Source organism: Cupriavidus sp. YR651, assembly GCF_900101625.1.
Classification (GTDB): domain Bacteria; phylum Pseudomonadota; class Gammaproteobacteria; order Burkholderiales; family Burkholderiaceae; genus Cupriavidus.
In genome coordinates this window covers 80,302-103,912 of the sequence record NZ_FMYZ01000012.1, presented here as the reverse complement: position 1 = coordinate 103,912, position 23,611 = coordinate 80,302, and the positions used below count along the sequence as shown (strand labels likewise).

The 23,611-nt window shown below is 66.7% G+C and carries 24 protein-coding genes; 8 read left to right on the top strand and 16 right to left on the bottom strand.

The features are described 5' to 3' along the window. Positions 1-192: 192 nt before the first annotated feature. The 9 genes from flgJ to flgB all read right to left on the bottom strand — a co-directional run bounded on the left by flgJ (position 193) and on the right by flgB (position 7,551). Positions 193-1,221, bottom strand: a complete 1,029-nt coding sequence (gene flgJ, locus BLR29_RS25590; protein ID WP_092140900.1) for a flagellar assembly peptidoglycan hydrolase FlgJ — start codon at positions 1,219-1,221, stop codon at positions 193-195. Beyond that, the gene (locus BLR29_RS25585) at positions 1,221-2,405 is read right to left on the bottom strand and encodes a flagellar basal body P-ring protein FlgI (protein WP_092140898.1); all 1,185 of its coding nucleotides are present in this window, start codon (positions 2,403-2,405) and stop codon (positions 1,221-1,223) included. The genes flgJ and BLR29_RS25585 overlap by 1 nt, the downstream gene beginning before the upstream one ends. Positions 2,406-2,412: 7 nt before the next feature. Continuing rightward, a complete protein-coding gene (flgH, locus tag BLR29_RS25580) occupies positions 2,413-3,117 on the bottom strand; it encodes a flagellar basal body L-ring protein FlgH (RefSeq protein ID WP_092140984.1) in 705 nt (234 codons plus the stop codon). Between the two features lie 5 nt (positions 3,118-3,122). Next, positions 3,123-3,908 (bottom strand): flagellar basal-body rod protein FlgG, encoded by a 786-nt coding sequence (flgG, locus tag BLR29_RS25575; RefSeq protein ID WP_092140896.1) that lies wholly within the window; start codon positions 3,906-3,908, stop codon positions 3,123-3,125. 42 nt (positions 3,909-3,950) lie between these two features. Continuing rightward, positions 3,951-4,694: a flagellar basal-body rod protein FlgF gene (gene flgF, locus BLR29_RS25570; protein WP_092140894.1), complete on the bottom strand. Its 744-nt coding sequence runs from the start codon at positions 4,692-4,694 to the stop codon at positions 3,951-3,953. A gap of 26 nt (positions 4,695-4,720) precedes the next feature. Further along, entirely contained in the window at positions 4,721-5,944 is a 1,224-nt protein-coding gene (gene flgE, locus BLR29_RS25565; protein ID WP_092140892.1) for a flagellar hook protein FlgE, read from the bottom strand. A gap of 76 nt (positions 5,945-6,020) precedes the next feature. Continuing rightward, positions 6,021-6,683 (bottom strand): flagellar hook assembly protein FlgD, encoded by a 663-nt coding sequence (locus BLR29_RS25560; RefSeq protein WP_092140890.1) that lies wholly within the window; start codon positions 6,681-6,683, stop codon positions 6,021-6,023. Between the two features lie 43 nt (positions 6,684-6,726). Then, a complete protein-coding gene (gene flgC, locus BLR29_RS25555; RefSeq protein ID WP_092140888.1) occupies positions 6,727-7,134 on the bottom strand; it encodes a flagellar basal body rod protein FlgC in 408 nt (135 codons plus the stop codon). Between the two features lie 12 nt (positions 7,135-7,146). Continuing rightward, positions 7,147-7,551 carry a flagellar basal body rod protein FlgB gene (gene flgB, locus BLR29_RS25550; RefSeq protein ID WP_092140886.1) on the bottom strand — a complete coding sequence of 135 codons (405 nt, stop codon included), beginning with the start codon at positions 7,549-7,551 and terminating at the stop codon, positions 7,147-7,149. A gap of 363 nt (positions 7,552-7,914) precedes the next feature. Between flgB and flgA the strand changes: the two genes are divergently transcribed. From flgA to BLR29_RS25535, 3 genes are all read left to right on the top strand, one after another. After that, positions 7,915-8,652 carry a flagellar basal body P-ring formation chaperone FlgA gene (gene flgA, locus BLR29_RS25545; RefSeq protein WP_092140884.1) on the top strand — a complete coding sequence of 246 codons (738 nt, stop codon included), beginning with the start codon at positions 7,915-7,917 and terminating at the stop codon, positions 8,650-8,652. Between the two features lie 183 nt (positions 8,653-8,835). Further along, entirely contained in the window at positions 8,836-9,153 is a 318-nt protein-coding gene (gene flgM, locus BLR29_RS25540) for a flagellar biosynthesis anti-sigma factor FlgM (protein WP_092140882.1), read from the top strand. A 10-nt stretch (positions 9,154-9,163) separates the two neighbouring features. Beyond that, complete coding sequence (locus BLR29_RS25535) at positions 9,164-9,628, top strand: flagella synthesis protein FlgN (protein WP_092140880.1); 465 nt, start codon at positions 9,164-9,166, stop codon at positions 9,626-9,628. Between the two features lie 285 nt (positions 9,629-9,913). Here BLR29_RS25535 and BLR29_RS25530 read toward each other — a convergent pair whose 3' ends face one another. Continuing rightward, positions 9,914-11,128 (bottom strand): RtcB family protein, encoded by a 1,215-nt coding sequence (locus BLR29_RS25530; protein ID WP_092140878.1) that lies wholly within the window; start codon positions 11,126-11,128, stop codon positions 9,914-9,916. Positions 11,129-11,293: 165 nt separating this feature from the next. Then, the gene (locus BLR29_RS25525; protein WP_092140876.1) at positions 11,294-12,010 is read right to left on the bottom strand and encodes an SDR family oxidoreductase; all 717 of its coding nucleotides are present in this window, start codon (positions 12,008-12,010) and stop codon (positions 11,294-11,296) included. 143 nt (positions 12,011-12,153) lie between these two features. Between BLR29_RS25525 and BLR29_RS25520 the strand changes: the two genes are divergently transcribed. Continuing rightward, on the top strand, positions 12,154-13,182 hold the full coding sequence (locus tag BLR29_RS25520) for an FUSC family protein (protein WP_092140982.1): 1,029 nt from the start codon (positions 12,154-12,156) through the stop codon (positions 13,180-13,182). Positions 13,183-13,217: 35 nt separating this feature from the next. On the opposite strand, the gene BLR29_RS25515 is transcribed toward BLR29_RS25520, so the two are convergent. Further along, the gene (locus tag BLR29_RS25515; RefSeq protein WP_092140874.1) at positions 13,218-13,850 is read right to left on the bottom strand and encodes a LysE family translocator; all 633 of its coding nucleotides are present in this window, start codon (positions 13,848-13,850) and stop codon (positions 13,218-13,220) included. Positions 13,851-14,061: 211 nt separating this feature from the next. On the opposite strand from BLR29_RS25515, the gene BLR29_RS25510 reads away from it, so the two are divergent. The 4 genes from BLR29_RS25510 to BLR29_RS25495 all read left to right on the top strand — a co-directional run bounded on the left by BLR29_RS25510 (position 14,062) and on the right by BLR29_RS25495 (position 18,865). Next, complete coding sequence (locus BLR29_RS25510; protein ID WP_092140872.1) at positions 14,062-14,625, top strand: isochorismatase family protein; 564 nt, start codon at positions 14,062-14,064, stop codon at positions 14,623-14,625. Between the two features lie 142 nt (positions 14,626-14,767). After that, the gene (locus BLR29_RS25505) at positions 14,768-15,667 is read left to right on the top strand and encodes a YihY/virulence factor BrkB family protein (protein WP_092140870.1); all 900 of its coding nucleotides are present in this window, start codon (positions 14,768-14,770) and stop codon (positions 15,665-15,667) included. A 319-nt stretch (positions 15,668-15,986) separates the two neighbouring features. Beyond that, complete coding sequence (locus tag BLR29_RS25500) at positions 15,987-18,230, top strand: NADP-dependent isocitrate dehydrogenase (RefSeq protein WP_092140868.1); 2,244 nt, start codon at positions 15,987-15,989, stop codon at positions 18,228-18,230. Positions 18,231-18,511: 281 nt separating this feature from the next. Further along, positions 18,512-18,865 carry a DUF1428 domain-containing protein gene (locus BLR29_RS25495; protein WP_092140866.1) on the top strand — a complete coding sequence of 118 codons (354 nt, stop codon included), beginning with the start codon at positions 18,512-18,514 and terminating at the stop codon, positions 18,863-18,865. An 83-nt stretch (positions 18,866-18,948) separates the two neighbouring features. On the opposite strand, the gene BLR29_RS25490 is transcribed toward BLR29_RS25495, so the two are convergent. From BLR29_RS25490 to flhF, 4 genes are all read right to left on the bottom strand, one after another. Then, entirely contained in the window at positions 18,949-19,401 is a 453-nt protein-coding gene (locus tag BLR29_RS25490; protein ID WP_092140864.1) for a flagellar protein FlhE, read from the bottom strand. After that, on the bottom strand, positions 19,401-20,117 hold the full coding sequence (locus tag BLR29_RS25485) for an RNA polymerase sigma factor FliA (protein ID WP_092140862.1): 717 nt from the start codon (positions 20,115-20,117) through the stop codon (positions 19,401-19,403). Before BLR29_RS25485 ends, BLR29_RS25490 begins: the two co-directional genes overlap by 1 nt. Before the next feature lie 106 nt (positions 20,118-20,223). Further along, positions 20,224-21,027 (bottom strand): MinD/ParA family ATP-binding protein, encoded by an 804-nt coding sequence (locus BLR29_RS25480; RefSeq protein ID WP_092140980.1) that lies wholly within the window; start codon positions 21,025-21,027, stop codon positions 20,224-20,226. 12 nt (positions 21,028-21,039) lie between these two features. After that, on the bottom strand, positions 21,040-23,607 hold the full coding sequence (gene flhF, locus BLR29_RS25475; protein ID WP_092140860.1) for a flagellar biosynthesis protein FlhF: 2,568 nt from the start codon (positions 23,605-23,607) through the stop codon (positions 21,040-21,042). Between the last annotated feature and the right edge of the window lie 4 nt (positions 23,608-23,611).

Genomic DNA, 23,611 nt, shown 5'->3' with positions numbered 1-23,611 from the left:
ATAACGGCAGAACCGCGACGGGACTTTAGCGGCGCATGCGGGAGTTTTCCGACCCTTTCCGCGCCTGCATAGTGAGCGTTTGCTCGCGCGCCAACACAGGCGGCAAGCGCCAGCAGCGCGGCCGGAACCGGGCCGCGCGAGGCGATGGGCATGACATCCGGCGGCGGGTACGAAGGCAAGCCGCCGTCCCCGTCAGGTGGAGACCTTCTTCATGATCCGGACGAGCTTCTCGCCGTAGGCCGGATCGGTGGCGTAGCCCGCGCGCTGCAGGCCGTGCGCGGCCTCGTCGGCGTTGTTCGCCGCGACCACGCCCGCATAGCGCGGATTGGTGGTCAGCAGGCGCGCATAGTCCGTGCATGCCTCATCGTAGGAACCGTAGGCACGGAAGCGAGCGCGAACTTTCTGCGGCTGGCCGTCGACATACTCGGTCGTCGTAATCTCGGCCACCGGCCCCTTCCAGTTGGCACCGGCCTTGATGCCGAACACGTTGAACGTGGTCGATCCGTCCGGATTCAGGATCTCGCGGCGTCCCCAGCCGGATTCCAGCGCGGCCTGGCCGACGATCAGCTTCGCCGGCACGCCCGAGGCACGGGATGCCGCCATGGCGGGGGCCGCCATGCGGTTGACGAAGTCGCTGATGTGCTGCGGCGAATCGTCCGGCAGTTGCCCCAGATTGTTCTGGCCATTGCCCTGCCAGTCGGCCTGGCCCTGGTATTGGCGCAGGCCGGCGGTGGGATTCCACGATCCGCCCTGCACGATCGTGCCAATCGGCGGCGGACCGTCGGCGTCGGTGGCGCCACGGCTGTCCAGCAGCGCGGCCATTTGCGCATCCTGCTGGCGCGCGGCGCCGCTCGCCCCGCCGGCACCGGCCATGCCGGCGTTGTCCGGCAACTGCGTGCCGGTGGCACGCGCCAGCTGGCGAATCATCACATCGGCCAGGCCGATGCCACGCGACGACAACTGCTGCGACAGCTGCTGGTCCATCATGGACATGTAGAGCTTGGTCTGCTCGTTGTCGAACAAGCCGTCCGACGGTGTGGCGTCGCGCATGCTCTTGAGCACCATCTGCGTGAAGACGGCCTCGAACTGCTTGGCCGCCGCCTGAAGCGTGTTCCGGTTGTTGCCGGCACGCGCCTGGCCCTTCAGCGCCTCGAAGCCCTGCGTGTCGAGCGCAAAGCGCTGCGAAACATCGGCCTGCGAGGAAAGCGTCGAGCCCGCCATCAGATGATCTCCAGTTCGGCGCGCAGCGCGCCGGCGGCACGCATGGCCTCCAGGATGGTCTGCAGGTCGGCCGGCGTGGCGCCCAGTGCGTTCAGGCCCTTGACCACCGCGGCCAGCGAGGCCCCGGCCTTCACGATCTGCAACGACCCGCCCTGCTGCTTCAGGTCGATCTGCGATACCGGCGCCACCACGGTCTGGCCCTGGCTGAACGGCGCAGGCTGGCTGATGACCGGCTGCGTATTGATGACGACGGACAGGTTGCCGTGCGCGATGGCGCAATCCTCCACCGTGACCGCCTGGTTCATGACGATGGAACCGGTGCGGGCGTTCAGGATGACCTTGGCGGCGGCCTTGGCCGGCGTCACGTCGATATTCTCGATGCGTGCCAGGAAGCCCACGCGCGCGGTAGGCGTTTGCGGCGCGCGTACCTGCACCACGCGGCCGTCCATCGCCGCGGCCGTGCCCGGGCCCAGGTTGCGGTTGATGGCCTCGACCACGCGCTCGGCGGTGCCGAAGTCCGTGTCCTTGAGTTCCAGGTTCATGTAGCCGCCTTCCGGCTGGAAGGCCGGGACGGCGCGTTCCACCACCGCGCCGTTGGCGATGCGGCCGACAGCGAGCTGGTTGATCTGGACCTTGCTGCCGTTGGCCGATGCCCCTGCGCCGCCCACCAGCATGTTGCCCTGCGCGATGGCGTACACCTGGCCATCGGCGCCCTTGAGGGGCGTCATCAGCAGCGTGCCGCCGCGCAGGCTCTTGGCATTGCCCATCGAAGACACCACTACGTCAAGCTGGCTGCCCGGCTGCGCGAACGCCGGCAGCGACGTCGTGACCATCACCGCGGCCACGTTCTTCAGCTGCATGTTCTTGCCCGCCGGCAGCGTCACGCCCAGCTGCGAGAGCATGTTCGTCAAGCTCTGCGTGGTAAACGGCGTCTGCATCGTCTGGTCGCCGGTGTTGTCCAGCCCGACCACCAGGCCATACCCCACCAGCGGGTTGTCGCGCACGCCCTGGAACGTCGCCAGGTTCTTCAGGCGCTCCGCTTGCGCGGTGCCCGCGCCCGCGCCGAGAAACAGCGCAAGCAGCAGGCAGACAAAAGAGACCGCGCGACCCGAGCGGGAACGAAGGCCGGGCGGGGTGCCCAACAGCGAGCCTGGCTTTTGGAAAGGCTTCGGAGGCAGAAACATGGCGGGATCAGTACGGTAAGACATTGAGGAAGAAGCGCTGCAGCCAGCCCATGTTCTGCACTTCGTCGATATACCCCTTGGCGGTGTACTCGATCCGTGCATCCGCCACCTGGGTGGACGGCACTGCGTTGTCGCCGGTGATCGTGCGCGGATTGACCACGCCGGAGAAGCGGATGAACTCCGCCCCCTGGTTGATGGCCATCTGCTTTTCTCCCGACACCACCAGGTTGCCGTTGGGCAGCACTTCCAGCACCGTGACGGTGATGGTGCCGTTGAAGGTGTTGGCGGCGGACGCGCCGCCGCTGGCCTTCAGGGCGTTGCTGCCGTTCACGTCGGCATTCTGGCTGGTACTGAACAAGCCGCCGAGCGCACGCGGCACCGCATTGAATGCCAATGCGGTGCTGCCCGTGCGGCTGGCGTTGGTGCCGGAGTTCTTGCTGGCGTTGACGTTCTCGCTGATCACGATGGTCAGGATGTCGCCAACATTGCGTGGCCGCCGGTCCTCGAACAGCGGATTGCCCGCGTAGGAGGACGCGAAGATCGAGCCCGTCGGCGCGCCCATTGCGCGCGGCTCGGCGCGCGCCGTGGTCGGCGTCTGCACGAGAGGCTCTTTCGGCATCAGTGCGCAACCGCCGCTGGCCAGCACGGCCAGACCGGCCATGGCGTACAGGGCAAACGCACCGATGCGGGACAACTTGGCGGCCATGGTCACTCCCATCATCCCATCTGGGTCAGACGCTGCAGCATCTGGTCGGACGTCTGCACTGCCTTGCTGTTGATTTCGTAAGCGCGCTGGGTCTGGATCATGCTGACCAGTTCTTCCACCACGTTCACGTTCGACGCTTCAACGTAGTTGTTCTGCAGCGTGCCGGCGCCGTTCAGGCCGGGCACCGTGGTGTTGGGCGCGCCCGAGGCATCGGTCTGCACGTACAGGTTCTCGCCCAGGCTTTCCAGGCCGGCCGGGTTCGGGAACGTGGCGAGCTGGAGCTGGCCGACGGTGGCGGCATTGGTCGAGCCCGGCTGCATCACCGTGACGGTACCGTCGCGGGCGATGTTCAGCGAGGTGTAGTTGGCCGGCAGCGTGATGGCCGGGTTGATCACGAAGCCGCTGGAGGTCACCAGCTGGCCGTTCGGGTCCACCTGGAACGAGCCGTCGCGCGTGTACGAGGTGGTGCCGTCCGGCATCGTCACCTGGAAGAAGCCCTGGCCGATGATGGCCACGTCCTTGGCGTTGCCCGTTTGCTGCGGGTTACCTTGCGTGTGAATGCGTTCCGTGGCCACGGGGCGCACGCCGGTACCCAGCTGCATGCCCGAGGGCAGCACGGTCTGGTCCGACGACAGCGCGCCGGGCTGGCGGATCGTCTGGTACATCAGTTCCTCGAACACGGCGCGGCTGCGCTTGAAGCCCGTGGTGGACACGTTGGCCAGGTTGTTCGAGATCACGTCCATCTGCGTCTGCTGCGCATCGAGGCCGGTCTTGGCAATCCAGAGAGAGCGGATCATGGTTTTCCTTCTTGATTCTGCGTGAGTTCAGCGCCGCGCGCTTCAGTTGTTCGAGAGCAGCGCGTTGGCCCGCTGGTCGTTGCTGTCGGCGCCGGTAATCATCTTCATCTGCATCTCGAAGCGGCGCGCGTTGGCGATCATGTCCACCATGGCTTCCACCGGGTTGACGTTGCTGCCTTCCAGCGCGCCGGAGATCACGCGCACGTTGGGGTCCTGCTGCAGCGGGTCCGCGCCGGGACGCAGGCGGAAATAGCCATCGTCACCGCGTGCCAGCGATTCCGGCGGCGGCGTGACGACGCGCAGCTTGCCCACCTGCGCCAGTCCGTTGGCGGCTTCGCCCGGACCGCGCGCCACGACGCTGCCGTCGCCGCCGATCGTGACCGTGGAGCCCGGCGGCACCGCGATCGGACCGCCGTCGCCCATCACCGGGCGGCCGGCGGACGTCTGCAGCTGGCCGTCGGCCGACACCTGCAGCGAACCCGCGCGGGTGAATGCCTCGGAACCGTCCGGCATCTGCACCGCCAGCCAGCCGTTGCCCTGCAGGGCCACGTCGAGGTCGCGGCCCGTGTAGGTCAGCGGACCCGCCTTCATGTCGGCGCCCGGCGTGGAGGCCAGCGTGAAGGCGCGGGTCTGCGTCTCCTGCCCCACCACCGGCACCGCGCGATACATATTGATCTGTGCGCGGAAAGCCGGCGTGGAAGCGTTGGCCAGGTTGTTCGATACCGCGGCCTGCTGGTCGAGTATCTGCTTGGCGCCCGAGAGGGCGGTGTAGATCATGCGGTCCATGGCGGCGCTTTAGCTCGGGCCGTGCGTCAGATGTTCACCAGGGTCTGCAGGACGGTGTCCTGCGCCTTGATGGTCTGCGCGTTGGCCTGATAGTTGCGCTGGGCAACGATCAGGTTCACCAGCTGGCCGGAGAGGTCCACGTTGGACTCTTCCACGGCGTTGGACTTCAGCGTGCCCATGCTGCCGCCGGCGACGCCCAGCAGCTCCTGGCCCGATGCGCCCGTGGACGACCACACGTTGTCGCCTTCCGGCTTCAGGCCTTCCACGTTGCCGAACGCGGCCATGGCGATCTGGCCCAGTGCCAGGGTCTGCTCGTTGGAGTACGAACCCAGGATGGTGCCGTCTTCCTGCACCGAGAACCCCAGCAGCGCGCCCGAGGGGTAGCCGTTCTGGACGATCGACTTCGGATCGTTGTCCGAGCCGAACTGCGTCGTGCCGGCGAGGTTGAGGTTCATGTTCAGCACCGCCGCGCCGTTGGCGGCCGGCAGCGTGACAACCGGGGCCGCCGGGGCGGTCGACTGCATGACGCCGTTGTTGTCGAACGCCAGGCGAACCGGCATGCCGGCCAGCACATTGCCCGCGGAATCGGTCACGTACATGTTCCAGTCAGTACCGCCGGCCACGGTCGGGGCCGCGGCCGACTTGGCGAAGTACGCGGTGACTTGCTGCTTGTTGCCCAGCGAGTCATAGACGTTCATCGCCGTGCTGTAGTTGAACATGTTCGACGTCGGCAGCGCGCCCGGTGCGCTGGCGAAGGCAGTGGTCGGCACGGTGCTGCGCGAGTCCAGCTGGAACTGCGCCGTGATGGTCGTGGTGGCCTTCGGCGGCATCTGCGCGTTGCTGATGGTGATCGGCTGCGGCTGCACGCCGCCGGCGGTGGTGCCTGCCGGGTAGCCAGTCACTTGCAGGCCGGTGGCGTTGACCAGGCGGCCATCGTCCAGGCGCTGCATCTGGCCGTTACGCGAATAGAACACCGAACCATCGGTATTGGTCAGGCGGAAGAAGCCGTTGCCGTTGCTGATGGCCACATCCAGGTTACGCCCCGATGCGGCGATGTTGCCGTTGTTGAACGATTGCACGACGGCATTCACGCGCGTGCCCAGGCCGATCTTCGATCCGGCGTAGACGTCCGCGAACTGTGCCGTGGACTGCTTGAAGCCAACCGTGTTGGCGTTGGCGATGTTGTTGCCAATCACGTCCAGGTTGGACGCCGCGGCGTTCAGACCGCTTACCCCTTGACCAAAACCCATGATTTTCCCCTATGTAGGCTGTCGTTCGTAGAATGCCCGCGCGTGTGCCGGACCGGGTGATGCGTGAATAGCTGGATCAGGAAATGCGGCGCACGTCGTCGACGTTGGCCTTCTTGCCGTCGCTCAGTTCGACCAGCACGCCGGTGCTGTCGCCGCTGATGGCCTGCACCTTGCCGTAGACCAGTGCGATCGGGCCCACGTCCTTGCCTTCGGCCGTGGCGGTGACCTTGAAGCTGTAGTCGCCGTCCGCCACCGCGTTGCCCTGGTCGTTCTTGCCGTCCCAGGGGATGTCGTGCACGCCGGCCGTCTGGCCCTTCATGTTGATGTTGCGGACCACGTTGCCGTCCTTGTCCAGCACCTGCACGGTCACCGCGTCGGCCGTCGACGGGACGTCCACGCCGATCTTGCCGGCCGTGCCGCCGGCCACGCTCACGGTGGAACCCGGCACCATCACGGTCTTGCCGATCAGCGCGGCGGAATCCATCGCGCGGCTGGCCGCGGTCTGCTGCAGCAGCGCGGTCATCGTCTCGTTCATGGTCTGCAGGCCGCTCACCGTGCTGATCTGCGCGAGCTGGGAGGTCAGCTGCGAGTTATCCATCGGGTTGGTCGGATCCTGGTTGGTCATCTGCGTGACCAGCATTTTCAGGAAGTTGTTCTGCAGATCCTGGGCGCTGGAGCTGCCGCTCTTGAGCGCGTCATTCACGGAGGAATTGCTGCCGACAGAAGAAGTGGTCGTCATGTTGTGTTCCGGCTAGTCCTGGAGAGATTCAAAAAACGTGGCGTCACTGACCGATCGTCAGCGTCTTCAGCATCATGTTCTTGGCGGTGTTGAGCACCTCCACGTTGGCCTGGTACGAACGCGACGCCGAGATCATGTTGACCATCTCTTCCACCGGGTTCACGTTGGGCATCGTCACGTAGCCGTTGGCGTCCGCCAGCGGGTGCGTGGGGTTGTGGATCATGCGCGGCGGCGCCCCGTCTTCCATGACGCCGGCCACCTGCACGCCGCCGACATCGCTCTGGCCCGGCGTGGGCGCCATCTCGAAGATGACCTGCTTGGCGCGGTAAGGCTGGCCGTTGGGCGCCACGGCGCTGTCGGCGTTGGCGAGGTTAGACGCCGTCACGTTCATGCGCTGCGACTGCGCGGCCATGGCGGAGCCGGCCACGTCGAAGATATTCATGGAGGGCATGGCGGGTCCTCGTTAGTTCTGGATCGCGGACAACATCGTCTTGATCTTGGAGCTCATGACCGTCAGGCCAGCCTCGAAGTGCACGGTGTTGTCGGCAAACGCCACGCGCTCGGTATCCATTTCCACGGTGTTGCCGTCCACGCTGGACTGCAGCGGGATGCGGTAATCGAGGTCGGCGCTGCCGGAAGTGGGCGCCTGGCCCGGCAGGTGGCGGGTGGACGTGGTCGACAGGGACATGCCTTCGTTGCGCTTGCCGCGCTCCACGGACTGCGCCAGCGTGCTGGCGAAATCGAAATCGCGCGCCTTGTAGCCCGGGGTATCCGCGTGGGCGATGTTCGAGGCAATCACCGATTGCCGCTGGGTGCGAAGGCTCATGGCTTCCTGCTGGAAGCGCAACGCCGCATCGAGTCTGTCCATCGTGTCTGCCTTTCCTGCTATGGCTTCATTTCTGGGAGGGAACTGCCGTAGACCGGGTATACGCCCCAGCCGGGCTTCTTCAGGGTTGCCATCTTAGGGGCCGGGTTGTCACGCCAATCGCGCGAATAAGACGGAGAAATCCGCGCAATTCGCCCCGAGCCTTCGCGCGAGGCTGCCTACAATGGCTTCCACTGACCGGCATCGCCGCGCCCGCCATCCGCGCCGCGCGGGGCTTGCCGGACAGCCAGGGGGCGCAGCCATTCACGGTCCGCCGCGCGCCCTGTGCGATCAACTGTTGTGCGGCGGCATCGCCGGGGGTCAACGCCACCGGGCCGCCTCATCCTCCTTGCAGGGATGACCCCTATGAATATCTATCGCCAGGCCGCCAGGCTGCTGGCACTGGCCGGCATCGCGCTGGCGCAGTCCGTATTGGCCGCGCCTGCCCAGGTCACGCCGGTGGCGCCGCCCACGGCCGCCACGCCGTTTGCCGACGACCCCGCGCGCGTGGCCGTCGAACAATTCCTGCAGCGCCAGGCCAACGGCCTGCCGGGCAAGGTCAGCGTGCAGGTCGTGCCGCCGTCGGGTGGCCGCGCCCCCGAATGCGTCAATCCGGAGCCGTTCCTGCCCCCGGGCGCCGCGCCCTGGGGCCGTGTGGCCGTGGGCGTGCGCTGCGGCGGCGACCGGCCGTGGATTCGCTATATGCAGGCGCGCGTCTCGGTGCTGACTGATTACTATGTGGCCGCGCGCGCCATGGCGCCCGGCGAGACGATCAGCGCCGCCGACCTCGAAGTCCGCCAGGGCGACCTGGCCGCGCTGCCGCGCTCGGTGGTGACGGATCCCGCACAGGTCAACGGCGCGGTGGCAGCCAACCGGATCGCCGCCGGATCGCCGATGCGCACGGATCTGCTCAAGAAGGCCATCGCCGTGAAATCGGGCCAGACCGTGAACGTCACCGTGGAAGGCGACGCCTTCCAGCTCACCAGCGAAGGCAAGGTGCTGGCCGATGCCGCCACCGGCAATACGGTCCAGGTACGGCTGCGCAACGGGCAGGTCGTCAGCGGCCTGGTGCGCAGCGGCGACACCGTGGTGCTTCAGCAGTAAGCATCACTTTGACGTTATAGGAAGTAGGCAGAAGTAAGCGCTGGGAAGCCAGCCGAAACAGGAACAAGCCGAGTATGCGGATGGCCGTGCGAGAATGCCGGCAGCCCGCCGGATCGGCGCAGGAGAGCCTAAAGTTTCGCGCCCGGCATCCGATAAGTCAGAGGAACCCAGCAAGGATTACCCGTGAAGATCAACCAGTCCACCACGTCCCGGCCCGCCGACAGCGCGGCCGCCGATGGCGCCGCACGACCGGCCGCCAATGGCGCTGCAACGTCATCGGATCCCTCCGCCCTGACCGGCGTGCGCGTCAGCCCGCTGGCTGCACAGGTCCGCGAAATCGGTTCGCGTCTCGTCAATGAGTCTGACGACGACATCGATACCGGCAAGGTCGAGGAAATCCGCCTGGCGATTGCGGAGGGCCGGATCAAGATTGATCCCAGCAAGATCGCCGATGGCTTGCTCGCGTCCCTGCGTGAGCTGAGCCAGGGCGACAGCCAATAACTCACCTGACATGAGCCAAGCAGCCCTGATCCAGACCCTCAAGCTTGAAGCTGACGCCATTGCGGCCTTTGGCCGCGCCCTTGCGGATGAGCGCGAAGCCATCAGGCACCAGGATTTCCAGGCACTGAGCGATCTGCTCAGCAAGAAGATGGAACTGGCTCAGGTGCTGGACCGCGCCACCGCGGCACGCGAGGCGCAGATGATCGCGCTGGGTCTGCGCGTGGGCGCTGGTGGCCTGCTGGTGGGCCGCCTGATCGAACCGGCGGTGGCCGAAGCCTGGCGCAAGGTGGTGTTCTTCGCCCACAAGGCCCGCGACGCCAACGAATTGAACGGCGCGATCGTCAGCGCGCACCTGGCTTTCACGCAGGAAGCCATCCAGGTGCTGCGTCAGGGCGGCATGACCCCGAACGAGATGTACGGCCGCGACGGCAAGGCCCAGAACGCCGCCGCAGGCGTGAGCCTGGCCGCCGGCTGAGCGGGGCCCGACCCCGACCGCAAACCCGAACCGGATCGCTCCGACGCCGGCCAGCGACATGGCGGGCTGGTCGGCGGTCGTCGGCGTGCTGATGCCCGTGCGGAGTCGCACCTCCGCACTACGTCTCGCTAGTACGTCGCGCTAGTATGTCTCGCCACTACGTCACGCAAACGAATGAAAACGGCAGAGCACTCGCTCTGCCGTTCTTGTTTCTCGCCTGTGGCTGGCTCTCTTCGGCCCACAACGGCCGGTGTCGTCGCCCGGGCGCGCGCGGGTTAGCCTGATCTACCCTTTCACGCAAACCACCTGCCGCAGCGTGTGCACGATCTCCACCAGTTCGTCCTGCGCGCGCATCACGGCGTCGATGTCCTTGTAGGCCATCGGGATCTCGTCGATCACGTCGGCGTCCTTGCGGCATTCGACGTGCGCGGTCGCCCTGACCTGGTCCTCGACCGTGAAGCGCTTGCGTGCCTGCGTCCGGCTCATCGCGCGGCCCGCGCCGTGGCTGCACGAACAGAACGCCTGCTCGTTCCCCAGCCCGCGCACGATGAAGCTGCGTGCGCCCATCGACCCCGGGATGATGCCAAGCTGCCCCTTCTGCGCCGACACCGCCCCTTTGCGCGTCACCAGCACCTCGCGGCCGAAGTGCGTTTCCTTCTGCACGTAGTTGTGGTGGCAGTTCACGGCCTCGACGTCGGCAACGAACGGCCTGGCGATGACCTTGCGCGTCGCCGCGACGATGTTCTGCATCATCACCGCGCGATTGCGGCGCGCGTAGTCCTGGGCCCAGCCAACCGCCTCCACGTAGTCATCGAAGTGCTTGCTGCCTTCCTCGAAATACGCGAGGTCGCGGTCTGGCAGATTGGCGATGTGCTGGCGCATATCGGCCTGCGCCAGCTCGATGAACAGGTTGCCGATGGCGTTACCCACGCCGCGCGACCCCGAGTGCAGCATGAACCAGACATGGCCGGACTCGTCGAGGCAGACTTCGATGAAGTGGTTGCCGCCGCCGAGCGTGCCGAGGTGATTGTGGTGGTTGGTGTTCCGGATGCGCGGGTACTTGTCCGTGATGCGGCGGAAGCCTTCGGTCAGCGCCGCCCACATCGCGTCCACGGCCTCGGGTGGCGAATCCCAGGCGCCCTTGTCGCGCCTGCCTGGCGTGCGGCCGTGCGGCACCGCGGCCTCGATGGCCGAGCGCAGCCGGGACAGGTTGTCCGGCAGGTCGCTGGCCATCAGCGACGTGCGTGCGGCCATCATCCCGCAACCGATATCCACGCCCACGGCCGCCGGGATGATCGCGCCCAGCGTCGGGATCACGCTGCCAATGGTCGACCCCTTGCCCAGGTGGACATCCGGCATCACGGCGAGGTGCTTGTAGATGAACGGCATGCGCGCGGTGTTCATCAGCTGCTGGCGGGCCTCGTCTTCCACGGGCACGCCCTGCGTCCACAGCTTGATCGGCGCGCCGTGCTCCACGGTGATCGTGTCGTACTTTTTCATCCCTGTGTCTTGCGGCGGGATCGCTCACGTTTTCCAGAGCAATCCCTCGTATTCAGTATGGCAGTGCCCGATGCGCGCGGCCAGGGACCCGTCCTGGCTGGCCGACGGCCCTGACGTGCGCCGGTCCCGCCATCAGGCACAGGCCGTCCTCGTCGTGTCAGGCGATCAGCGACCGCCCAGGCTGCCGCCGCCATCCACCCCCAGCACCTGCCCGGTGATGAAGCCGGCGCCATCGGAAAGCAGGAAGCAGATCGCCGCGGCCACCTCCTCCGGCGTGCCAAGCCGTCCCATCGGGATCGACTTCAGCACCTGTTTCTCGCCTTCGCTGCCCGCCGGGCGCGACTTGCGGAACAGCTCGGTCTCGATTGGCCCCGGGGCCACGGCGTTCGATGTGACGCCATAGCTGGCCAGCTCCAGCGCCCAGGTCTTGGTGCAGCCCACCAGCGCGGCCTTGGCTGCGGAGTAGGCCGTGCGGTCGTAGCCGCCGTGGATCGCGCGGCTGCAGACATTGACGATGCGCCCCTCGCGCCGCTGCTTCATGCCTTCCACAAAGAACTGCGTGACCTGGATGGCCGCGCGCACGTTCAGGTCAAATACGTTCTGCAGCACTTCCAGGTCCACCGCGCCAAACGGCTGCGGGCTGGCGATGCCGACATTGTTGACAATGCGCGTGATCTCGAAGGATTCCGCAATGCGGCCCAGCGCGGTCGCCGTCTGCGTCATGCTCGACAGGTCGCATGCCAGCAGCGTGCCCGGAAAGCCGATGCCATCGGCCTGGCGCGCCAGGCCGACGACCTGCTGCCCCTGCGCCGCGAGTTGCGCGGCCACGGCGAGGCCGATGCCCTTGGAGGCGCCTGTAATCAATACCGCGGATGGCTTCATGGGGAAATGTCCTGTGCTGGGTTGGCGAGCGATTATGACCCAGGCGCCGGCAGGCAGGCGGCTGTGCTGTCATCGAAACATTGCGGAACATGCGGCGCGGTCTATACACTGGAGACGTTCCGGTCTCCCAAGTGATCGCCGATATGTTCGAGGCCCTGCGAAAATCAACCAGCGCGCTGTTCGACCCCGACCGACGATTCCGCCAGGCTCGCATCTTCCACGCGACGCGGGTGGCGCTGGCGTTGCTGGTGTCGATCGCGCTCACCACCGGCATCAACATTCCCCATGGCGAATGGGCGACGATCACCGTGCTGGTGGTCATCGGCGGGCTGCAGCACCACGGCAATATCCGCCGGCGCGCCGCCGAGCGCGGCGCCGGCACGCTGATCGGCGCGTTTATCGGCCTGTTCTTGATCCTGCAGGAAGCCTACTTCGGCATCCCGATGCTGACCTACCTGCTGCTGGCGCTGGTATGCGGCTACTGCGCGTACCACGCGGTCGGCAAGGGCGGGTATATCGCGCTGCTGGCCGCGATCACCGTCGTCATCACGGCCGGTCATGGCGACCAGCATGTCGCCGACGCGATCTGGCGGACGGTCGACGTGCTGATCGGGACGGTCATCGCACTCGTGTTCTCCTTTGCGCTACCCGCGTACGCGTCGTATTCCTGGCGCTTCAGGCTAGCGGGCCTGCTGCGGGCCTGCGCGGCCGTGCACGCCAAGATCGAACGCGGATTCGAAGGCGAAAAGGAGCGGCAGCAGGACATGATGAAGCTGGGAGGATTGCTGGTTCAGCTGCGCAGCCTGATTCCGTCCGTCGCCAAGGAAACGGGCGTGCCGGCGACGGAACTGGAAGAGGTGCAGCACAGCGTCCGGGTATGCATCAGCGCCCTGGAGATGCTGGCCGCGATCGACCCCGAGATGAGCGACCCGTGCGGCGACGAGCGTGGCATTCGCGACCTGCTGCTGGAGATGGCCAGCGCGCTGGAGGCGGGCGACGAAACGCTCGTGCGGCAGGGGGTGTCACTGCCGGCACCGCATCCGGACGACCCTTCCATCGGGCACAGCTCGTTTGCGTTCCTGACGCTGCAACTGTCCGCTGAAATCAGCCGCCTGCGCGACCATCTTTCCCAACTGGCCGAGCGCTTTCGCTTTCCCTATAGCGTGCGCTAGCGCACCGCCTTATTTGCGACCGTTGGCGCGCCGCCTTACTTCCGGTCGCTCATGGCGATGCGCATCGCCAGCGCGCCGAGCACCGTCCCCATGACATAGCGCTGCGCGCGCAGCCACCCTTCGCTGCGCGACAGGAACGCGGTAATCCCGGACGCGCCCAGCACCAGCATGAGATTGACCGTGCCGCTGACGCCAATCTGTACCGCGCCCAGCTGCAGGCTCTGCCACAGCACCGAGCCGTTCTCCGGATGCAGGAACTGCGGGAAGAACGACAGGTAGAACATCGCCACCTTCGGATTCAGCAGGTTGGTGATGAAGCCCATGCTGAACAGCTTGCGCGGCGGGTCGTCCGGCAGCGCGCGCGCCTGGAACGGCGCAGCGCCGCCGGGACGCACGGCCTGCCACGCCAGCCAGAGCAGGTAGGCGGCGCCAGCCATGCGGATGGCGTCGAACGCGAACGGCACGGCCATGAGCAGCGCGGTCAGGCCCAGCGCCGCCGCCATCAGGTGCACCACAAACCCCAGCAGCACGCCGGCCAGCGAGATCAGCCCCGCGGCACGGCCCTGGCACAACGCACGCGACACGCAATAGATCATGTTCGGACCCGGCGTGAGCACCAGGATCAGGGCGGCTAATGCGAAGAAGGCGAGGTCGTGCAGGGTCAGCATGGCGTATTCCTCGTGGGAAGGGGCCGCGGCGGGATGGCTCGCGGGAGGCTCAAGGTGGACCGATCAAGATGGGCCAATGAAGGTCGGCCAATTATAGGGAAAGGTGCCAAACTGCGTGGCGTGATGCCCGGGCCGCCGCACCGGGCTCGCCAGCCCCTGACAGGTGCCATTTCCCCCTCCCCCTCCCCCTCCCCCGCCACCGGAGCTCATCATGGCCGTGACGACACTCGATCCCATGACCGCCCTGATCGTGATCGATCTGCAGAAGGGCATCCTGGCCTTGCCCACCGCGCATCCGACCGACGCCATCGTGGCGAATGCCGCCCGGCTGGCCGAAGGCTTCCGCCAGCACGGGCTGCCGGTGGTGCTGGTCAACGTGGCTGGGCGCGCGGCGGGACGTGCCGAACAGGCCGCCCGCGGTTCCACGGCGCCGCCCGCGGACTGGACCGAGCTGTCTCCGGCGCTGAACCGGCAGCCAACGGACCACCTGGTGACCAAGCACACCTGGGGTGCCTTCCGTAACACGGAACTCGAATCCCGCCTGAAGGGCCTTGGCGTGACGCAGGTGGTGGTGGTTGGCGTGGCGACCAGCATCGGCGTGGAATCCACCGCGCGGGAGGCCCACAGCCTGGGCTTCCATGTCACGCTGGCCACCGACGCCATGACCGACATGAATCCGGACGCCCATGCCAACAGCATCGCGCACATCTTCCCGCGACTGGGCGAGACCGGCACCACGCAAGCCATCCTCGACCTCCTTGCCGCGCGCCCCTAAAGGCAGGCAGGGCAGGCAGGGCTGGCGCGCCCGGCGGCGGTGCTGTCAGACAAACTCCTCTTGCCGGGAGGGTGGCGATCAGCCACATTGATCGGCAACGCGGTCCGCTCCCGGGCCCGTCCCCTATTGCCGCCATGCCGCCGTGCCGATATTCGACGCCCGCGTCCGGCTGGTGCTGAAGCACCCCGGCCGCCTCATTCTCACCACGCTCAAGGATTTCCGCGCCAACCAGGGTCTGCTGCTGGCCGGGGCGGTGGCGTACTACGCCTTGCTGTCGATCGTGCCGCTGCTGATCCTGATGCTGATCGGCCTGTCGCACTTCGTGGATTCGGCACAGCTGCTGGAAACGCTGGAGCGCTATCTGGAATGGCTGCTGCCCGGGCAATCGCGCGCATTGGTGGCGGAGCTGGCCCGCTTCATGAACAACCGTGGGGTGATCGGCTGGGTGTTGCTGGTCTCGATGGTGTTCTTCAGCTCGCTGGCCTTTACCGTGCTGGAAAACGCCATGTCGGTGATCTTCGTGCATCGCGTGGCCATCCGGCGCCGGCATTTCCTGGTTTCCGCCATCCTGCCGTACTGCTATATCGGCGTGCTGAGCCTGGGGCTGCTGCTGGTCACCGTCGTCGCCGGGGGGCTGCAGACCATCGGCGCGCGCCACCTGGAGGTGCTCGGCCATGACTGGTCGCTCGACCGTCTGTCCGGCACGTTGCTGTACCTCATCGGGCTGGCCGGCGAGATCCTGCTGCTGACCTCCATCTACCTGGTGATGCCGGTGGGGCGGCTGTCGGTCCGGCACGCGCTGATCGGCGCGGTGATCGCCGGCGTCCTCTGGGAAATCTCGCGCCATGTGCTGGTCTGGTACTTCGCCACGCTGTCCCAGGTGGGCAAGGTCTACGGGTCCCTGACCACCGCGATCGTCGTGCTGCTCAGCCTGGAGATTGCCGCGACGCTGCTGTTGCTCGGCGCGCAGGTGATCGCGGAGTTCGAACGCGGCGGCGAGCCCGCCCGCCCTGCCGCCGACGCCGGCAGCTTCCATACCTGACCGCCCCGACGCAAAGTGCCTAAAGCGTCATACGTCACCTCGCTATACCCGACTAGACCACTCCAACTCTTCTATAAGACATAAGAATCCGGAATTTTGCCAAGCCCCAATTCAAACTTAATTCAATGATCTTGAACGCCATTGCCTGACAAAGACGGCACGATATGCAAAGCACCGTTGAATTCAGATGCATACGGCACACAAATTTCACATGAAGGATCACACCTTCGCCATGCAAAATCAGGCAAAATTCGAGACCTGCCTCGCGCCGCGACCCGGACGGGGCATTTCCCAACCCGAATTTGATGCGAGATAAGCGATGAGTAACCAGCAGCCCACCATTATCTACACCCTGACCGACGAAGCTCCGCTGCTGGCAACCAGTGCCTTCCTCCCGATCATCCGCGCATTCACCAGCCCCGCCGGCGTCAACGTCGAGACCAGCGACATCTCCGTGGCCGGCCGGATTCTGGGCGAATTCCCCGAGTTCCTGACCGAAGAACAGCGCGTGCCGGACAACCTGGCCGAGCTGGGCCGCCTGACGCAACTGCCGGACACCAACATCATCAAGCTGCCGAACATCAGCGCGTCGGTGTTCCAGCTGGTCAGCGCCATCAAGGAACTGCAGTCGAAGGGCTACAAGATCCCCGACTATCCGGAAGACCCGAAGAACGACGAGGAAAAGGCCATCCAGAAGCGCTACTCGAAGTGCCTGGGCAGCGCCGTGAACCCGGTCCTGCGCGAAGGCAACTCCGACCGCCGCGCGCCGGCCGCCGTCAAGAACTACGCGCGCAAGCACCCGCACAGCATGGGCGAGTGGAGCATGGCATCGCGCACGCACGTGGCCCACATGAAGCACGGCGACTTCTACCACGGCGAAAAGTCGATCACGCTCGACCGCGCGCGTGAAGTGCGCATGGAGCTGGTCACCAAGAGCGGCAAGACCATCGTGCTGAAGCCGAAGGTCGCGCTGCAGGATGGCGAGATCATCGACAGCATGTTCATGAGCAAGAAGGCGCTGCTGGCCTTCTACGAGGAACAGATGGAAGACGCGCGCAAGACCGGCGTCATGCTGTCGCTGCACGTCAAGGCCACGATGATGAAGGTGTCGCACCCCATCGTGTTCGGCCACGCCGTCAAGGTCTTCTACAAGGACGCCTTCGCCAAGCATGCGAAGCTGTTCGACGAACTGGGCGTGAACGTCAACAACGGCCTGGTCGACCTGTACACCAAGATCGAAACGCTGCCGGAGTCCAAGCGCGAGGAAGTCATCCGCGACATGCACGCCTGCCACGAGCATCGCCCGGAACTGGCGATGGTGGATTCGGCCAAGGGCATCTCGAACCTGCACGCGCCGAACGACGTGATCGTCGACGCCTCGATGCCGGCCATGATCCGTATCGGCGGCAAGATGTGGGGTGCCGACGGCCGCACGAAGGACACCAAGTGCCTGATCCCGGAATCGACCTTCGCCCGCATCTATCAGGAAATCCTCAACTTCTGCAAGACCAACGGCGCCTTTGATCCGGTGACGATGGGCACGGTGCCGAACGTCGGCCTGATGGCGCAGAAGGCCGAAGAGTACGGCTCGCACGACAAGACGTTCGAGATCGCCGAAGACGGCGAAGCCCGCATCGTCGACAACGCCACCGGCGAAGTGCTGACCGCGCTGACGCAGCAGGTCGAGCAGGGCGACATCTGGCGCATGTGCCAGGTCAAGGACGCCCCGATCCGCGACTGGGTGAAGCTGGCCGTCACGCGCGCCCGCAACTCGGGCATGCCGGCCGTCTTCTGGCTGGACCCGTACCGTCCGCACGAAGCCGAGCTGATCAAGAAGGTCGAGACGTACCTGAAGGACTACGACACCAAGGGCCTGGATATCCAGATCATGTCGCAGGTGCGCGCCATGCGCTACACGCTCGAGCGCGTGATCCGCGGCCTGGACACCATCTCGGTGACCGGCAACATCCTGCGCGACTACCTGACCGACCTGTTCCCGATCATGGAACTGGGCACCAGCGCCAAGATGCTGTCGATCGTGCCGCTGATGGCCGGTGGCGGCATGTACGAAACCGGCGCCGGCGGTTCGGCACCGAAGCACGTGGCACAGCTGGTGGAAGAGAACCACCTGCGCTGGGACTCGCTCGGTGAATTCCTGGCGCTGGCCGTGTCGCTCGAAGAGCTGGGCATCAAGTCGGGCAACATCAAGGCGAAGGTCCTGGCCAAGACGCTGGACGCCGCCACCGGCAAGCTGCTCGACAACGCCAAGAGCCCGTCGCCGAAGACCGGCCAGCTCGACAACCGCGGCAGCCAGTTCTACCTGGCCATGTACTGGGCCCAGGAACTGGCCGCGCAGAAGGACGACGCCGACCTGGCGAAGACCTTCGCGCCGCTGGCCAAGACGCTGACCGACAAGGAAAAGACCATCGTCGGCGAACTGTCGGATGTGCAAGGCAAGCCCGTTGACATCGGCGGCTACTACATGCCGGACGTCGCCAAGCTGGAAGCGGTGATGCGTCCGAGCAAGACGCTGAACGAGGCGCTGGAATCCGTGAAGGGCTAAGGCAGCAACATCCATCCGCCCCGCCACCCCGGTGGCGGATGGCACAGGATGGCAGGACGGCCGGAGTCACGCACTATGCGTGGCGCCGGCCGTTTTTGTTTTGGGGGTCGGCAATGCCGTGGACGCCACTCGCCTGCCGGCCCTGCATGCCGCATCCGCCATGCGGGAGCGCGATGCACTATGGTAGGTAGACGCGTGCAGCGCGCCGGCCTCCATGTGTCGCGCTGTCATCTGTCACGCCATCTCAGGGTGGCCAGACTCGATCGACGGGAGCTCCGCAAATGGCTTATATCGATGGATTCGTTATCGCAGTGCCCACGGCCAACCGGGAAACCTACCGCCAGTTCGCCCTGAAGGCATCGGTGGTATTCAAGGAACATGGCGCACTGAAGGTGGTGGAGTGCTGGGGCGACGACGTGCCCGAAGGCAAGGTCACATCGTTCACCATGGCGGTGCAGCGCAAGGATAACGAAGCCGTGGTGTTCGCGTGGGTCCTCTGGCCCTCGCGCGAAGCGCGCGATGCCGGCATGAAGGCGGTGATGGCCGACCCACGGGTGAAGGAAGGCATGGACCCGATGCCATTCGATGGAAAACGGATGATCTTCGGTGGTTTCGAAGTCATCGTCGACGCTTAGAGGTCGCTTCAAAACGATCTTGGCGTCGTTGCGCGGCCTTGTCGTACCACTTGTACTGCCTGCGGCCGCGCCCTTGCCGGCACCTACCGGTAGCTCACCGTCACTTCGTTGCTCCGCCCCTGCAGCGTGGGCGTCATGCCGCCCTGCCCCGGTACGCGGAACGCGAACACAAAGCCCTTGGTGGCGTCGTCGCCCATGAAGGCGTCAGTCTTTCCTTCGGCCCCGGACAACAGCACGCAGCGATCCGCGTTGCACAGATACGCCTGCAGGTCGATCGGCGGCGTGCGCGTGAAGCTGTAGCGCCAGCGCACCGACGTGATCAGACCTTCCGATTGCTGCACCGTACCGGCCGGCAGGATCGGCGGCGACACCGCCCGCTGACCACGGTTCGCGATCATCGGCCCCGCTGTGGACGAGGTCCACGCGTGGCGAGAGCCACCCGTTTCCAGCGTGGTCCGGGTCAAGCCCTGCGCACCCGCCAGGGCCGGCACGCACCCGCACGCCGCGGCAGCCGCCATTGCCAGGACCGCCCGCATCACAGCAATCCGCGCAGTTGGTTGCGCAGACGGGTAATGGCCTGGCTGCGGATCTGGCAGACGCGCGATTCGGTCACTTCCAGCACCGCGCCGATTTCCCGCAAGTTCAGCTCCTGGTCGTAGCACAGGGACAGCACCAGCTTTTCCCGCTCCGGCAGCTTGTCGATGGCGCGGATCAGCGCTTCGCGCATGCCCGATTCCATCAGCACCGTCAGCGGATTGGCGTCCTCGGTCGCGCCGAGATGGCGATCCAGGAAATCCTCCTCGCCGGACCGCTCGAAGTCCTCGTAGTGCAGCAGCTGGCAGCCGTACACCTCGTTGAGCAGCTCCTGGTATTCGTCGAGCGGCATCTCGAGCTCTTTCGCCACCTCCGAATCGATGGGCGTGCGCCCGAGCTTCTGCTCCAGGCCGCGCTGCGTGCGTTCGATCTTGCGCGTGAACTGGCGCAGGCTGCGGGACTGCCAGTCGTTGGCGCGCACCTCGTCCAGCATCGCGCCGCGGATGCGTTGGCTCGCGTAGGTCTCGAACCGCGCGCCGTGGTTGTCTTCATAGCGCTTGGCGGCGTCCAGCAGGCCGATCATGCCGGCCTGGATCAGGTCGTCGATCTGGACGCTGGCCGGCAGCTTGGCCGCCAGCTGCAACGCAATCCGTCGCACCAGCGATGCGTGTGACTTGACCACGTCTGCCTGTTCGAGCTTTCCCTGAATCGTGTACATGGTGGAATTCTCGGTGAATGCTTTGTTTCGGGGCCAGTGCCGGCAATGCGATGCCGGCTGACTGGCTGGCTGAGTGTCTGGGTCTTGTCGACTTCTTGTTCTTGGCTTATGCAGGAACGGCCGCGGCCGCCCCCAGGGGTTGCGCGTCTTCCCGCAACGGCCATGCGCCGATGCTGCTGGCAACATGGCGCAGCGCGCCGGTGGCCGCGGCGGCCGGATACGCCTCCACGACGCAGCGGCCCAGCTGCAATGCCCGCATCACCAGCGGATCGACCGGCAGATAACCGGCCAGCCCCGCCTCGACGCCCAGGTACTGGCTCGCCGTGCGGGCCAGGTTGCGCGCGAGCGCCGTCACCGTCGCCTCCGTGGCCGCCATGTTGACGATCAGCTGGAAGTGCCGGCAGGCAAACTGGTGATGCAACCGCTTGATGCAGGCATACGCCGCCGTGATCGATGCCGCCTCCGGCCGCATCACGATCACGATGTTGTGCGCCGTGCCCGCCATCGGCGACAGCGCGCCTTCGGCGTCCGCGCGCGCGTCGATCAGCACCGTGCGCATGCCGGGCAGCGACTGGCCATCGAGCTTCGCGCTGGCCGGCACATTGCCCGACGGCAGCACCGCCACGCCGCTGGCCGGCCGCGTACCCAGTGCGGCTTCCATCGGCATGCGCCCGGCGAGCACATCGGCCAGCGTCGCGGTTGGCGTCGCGCCGGCCAGCCGCGTGGCGCGGGCGCCGTGGCGGTCTTCGTCCGCCAGCAGCACACGTTCGCCCTGCAGCGCCAGCGCGTTGGCCAGCCCCAGCGCCACCGTGGTGGCACCGGCGCCGGAGTCGCTGCCCACCACGGCGATACGCCGGGTGACGCGCGGGGCCAGCATGCGGCGCAGGCTTTCGGCCTGATCGGAGCCCATCAGGTTCAAGGCTTACTCTCCTGCCGATGCCATTTGCGGCATCGCGTCGAACGCCGCCATCGCGTGCATCGCCGCTTCCGGCGCATCGGTGGCATCGATCGCGTGGTCGAGAATCGCGGCGGGCTCGACGGTGCGGCCCGGGTAGTTCTCCAGCACGTCCAGCAGCGCCAGCAGGCGGCCCATGCCTTCATTGAGCACGGCGCCCGGCACCGGCGCATTCACGCGGGCCGAGGCGCGCCCGGCCAGGCGCGACAGGAATGCGGGGGCCGTCGGCGTCGGCGTGTGTTGCAGCCGCAGCGCGGTCAGGCCGAGTTGCGCCGACACCAGGGTGCCGCTCACACTGGCATCCGCATCGGCCTCGCCGTCCTGCGCAAAGTGTCCGATGGCGTGGCGCAGCGTGCGGAACTGCTCGTCCGCGTCCTGCGTCCACTTGTTCCAGCGCGCCACCTGTGCGGCGTCTCCGGCGAGGGCCGTATCGCACAGCACGTAGTCCACGGCCAGCATGTCGCCGGTGTCGCGATCGACCAGCCGGGAGACCACCAGGCAGGCTTCCGAGCCGCCCTCGGCGGCATTGGCGCGACCCCGCGCGGCGGTGCGTACCTGGCCTTCGGGAATGCGCACCATGCAATGGCCCAGCCAGTGCACGGCGTCACGGTCACGCCACGTTGTGTCGCCAATGGCGACGAACGTCAGCGTATCGGCGATGGTGTCGAGCTTGTTGGCCATGCCGTCGGCGATCACGCGCGTCGTCTTGCGCGTGCCAGCCACCCAGCGTTCGCCCAGTTGATGCCAGCGCGCCAGCGTCGCGGCGGAAGGCAGCGTGTCGTTCAGGTTGACGACGGTGCGGGCAGCCGCCAGCGTCGCGCGGACGGTGGCCGCCTCGGCATCCACCTCGGCTTCGGTCATCGACAGGCGTGTGCGGCCGGCCGGCACCACCGTGGTCGCCAGCGGCATGCCGTCGCGGTCAGCCAGCCACAGCGTGTGCTGCAGCAGTTGCGGCGCGCGGCGGCCCTGCACCGTCTGCGAGACGGTGTTGGTGACGGCCAGCACATAGCGGTCGCAGGCCCGGCTGGCGTCACGGCACATCGTCAGGCGAACTTGCTGGGCCATCTGGCGCAGCGCCGGCGCACCGGCACCGCGCTGCTGCCACAGGGCGCGCGCGAGGTCGAAGCCGTACTGCGCGCCGTTGAGTTCTTCCACGCAGACGCCCACGGCGTTGGCGCTGTCGGTCAGGGACCGCAGCACGTCGTCTGCGCCGGAACGGTCAGCCTGGCTGGCCGGCGATGCCTCCACGGCACCGGCCTGGCGGCGCGCGGCATCGGCGTCCGCGAACAGGGAACCGCGACGCGGCGTCAGGAACGCGCGTTCGACCAGCGCATCGGCCTGTGCCAGCTCCAGGTGTTCCGGCACGCGCTGGCCGGTCGACGCGTAGTACACCGGCAGACGATGGCGGATCACCACGTCCAGCACCGAGCCCAGGTGCGTGGCCTCATCCAGCTTGCTGATGATGCAGCCGTCGATGCCGCCGGCGGCGCCGGCCGCGTCGTTGCGATACGCGTGCACGACTTCATTGAGCGTGTCGCCGTGGCTGGCGCCGTTGAGCAGCAGCACGCGCTGCATCGGCGCCTGCACGCCGGCCAGCATCGAGATCTGATCGGAAAGGCTGCGGTCCCGCTGGCTCATGCCGACGGTGTCGATGATGACCAGGTGCTTGTCTTTCATGGCCGACAGCGCAAAGCGCAGGTCGGCGGCGTCCTTCACCGCGTGCACGGGCACGCCGAGGATATCGCCATAGATGCGGAGCTGTTCGTGCGCGCCGATCCGGAAGCGGTCGGTCGTCAGCAGCGCCAGACGCCCCGGGCCGTGACGCAGCACAAAGCGCGCGGCCAGCTTGGCGGTGGTGGTGGTCTTGCCCACGCCGGTCGGGCCGATCAGCGCCAGCACGCCACCCTGGGCGAACAGCGTGTCCTCATCGGCCAGCACGGGCACCTTTTGCGCGATTTCCTTGCGGATCCACGCCATCGCGGCAGGACGATCCGTGCCAACGGGCAGGCGGGCCAGCAGCGTGCGGGCCAGCTGGCCGGAAAAGCCGGCGTTGACCAGCCATTCGAACAGCGATTCGCGCAGCGGATCGCCGGCGGCCACACCGGGGGCCGCGCTGGAGAGCCCGGCAAACTGGCGCTCGAGCATCGTGCGCATCGACGCGAGCTCGCCGCGCAGGTCGCCGATCGCGGCGTTGTCCGCGGCGTCGGCGGCCGGATGCATCGACGCGGCGTGCATCTGCGACATCGACGGCATCGACGGTTTGTTCAGCGCCGGCGGCGTCATGGCGGCCATCGGCGACATGTGCGACATCGGGCCGATCGCGGGCAGGATCGGCGCCGCGGGCGGCGCCTCCGGTGCGGTGTAGGGCAGCGCGCGGGCGCTGACGGCGCCGAGGTCTTCGTCGCGCATCGCCACGATTTCCACGCCACCTTCCACGGCACGGTTGGACAGCACCACGGCGTCCGGGCCCATTGCCTCGCGCACCTTGCGCATCGCCTCGCGGCCGTTGGCCGCTACAAACTTTGCCACGCTCATGTTC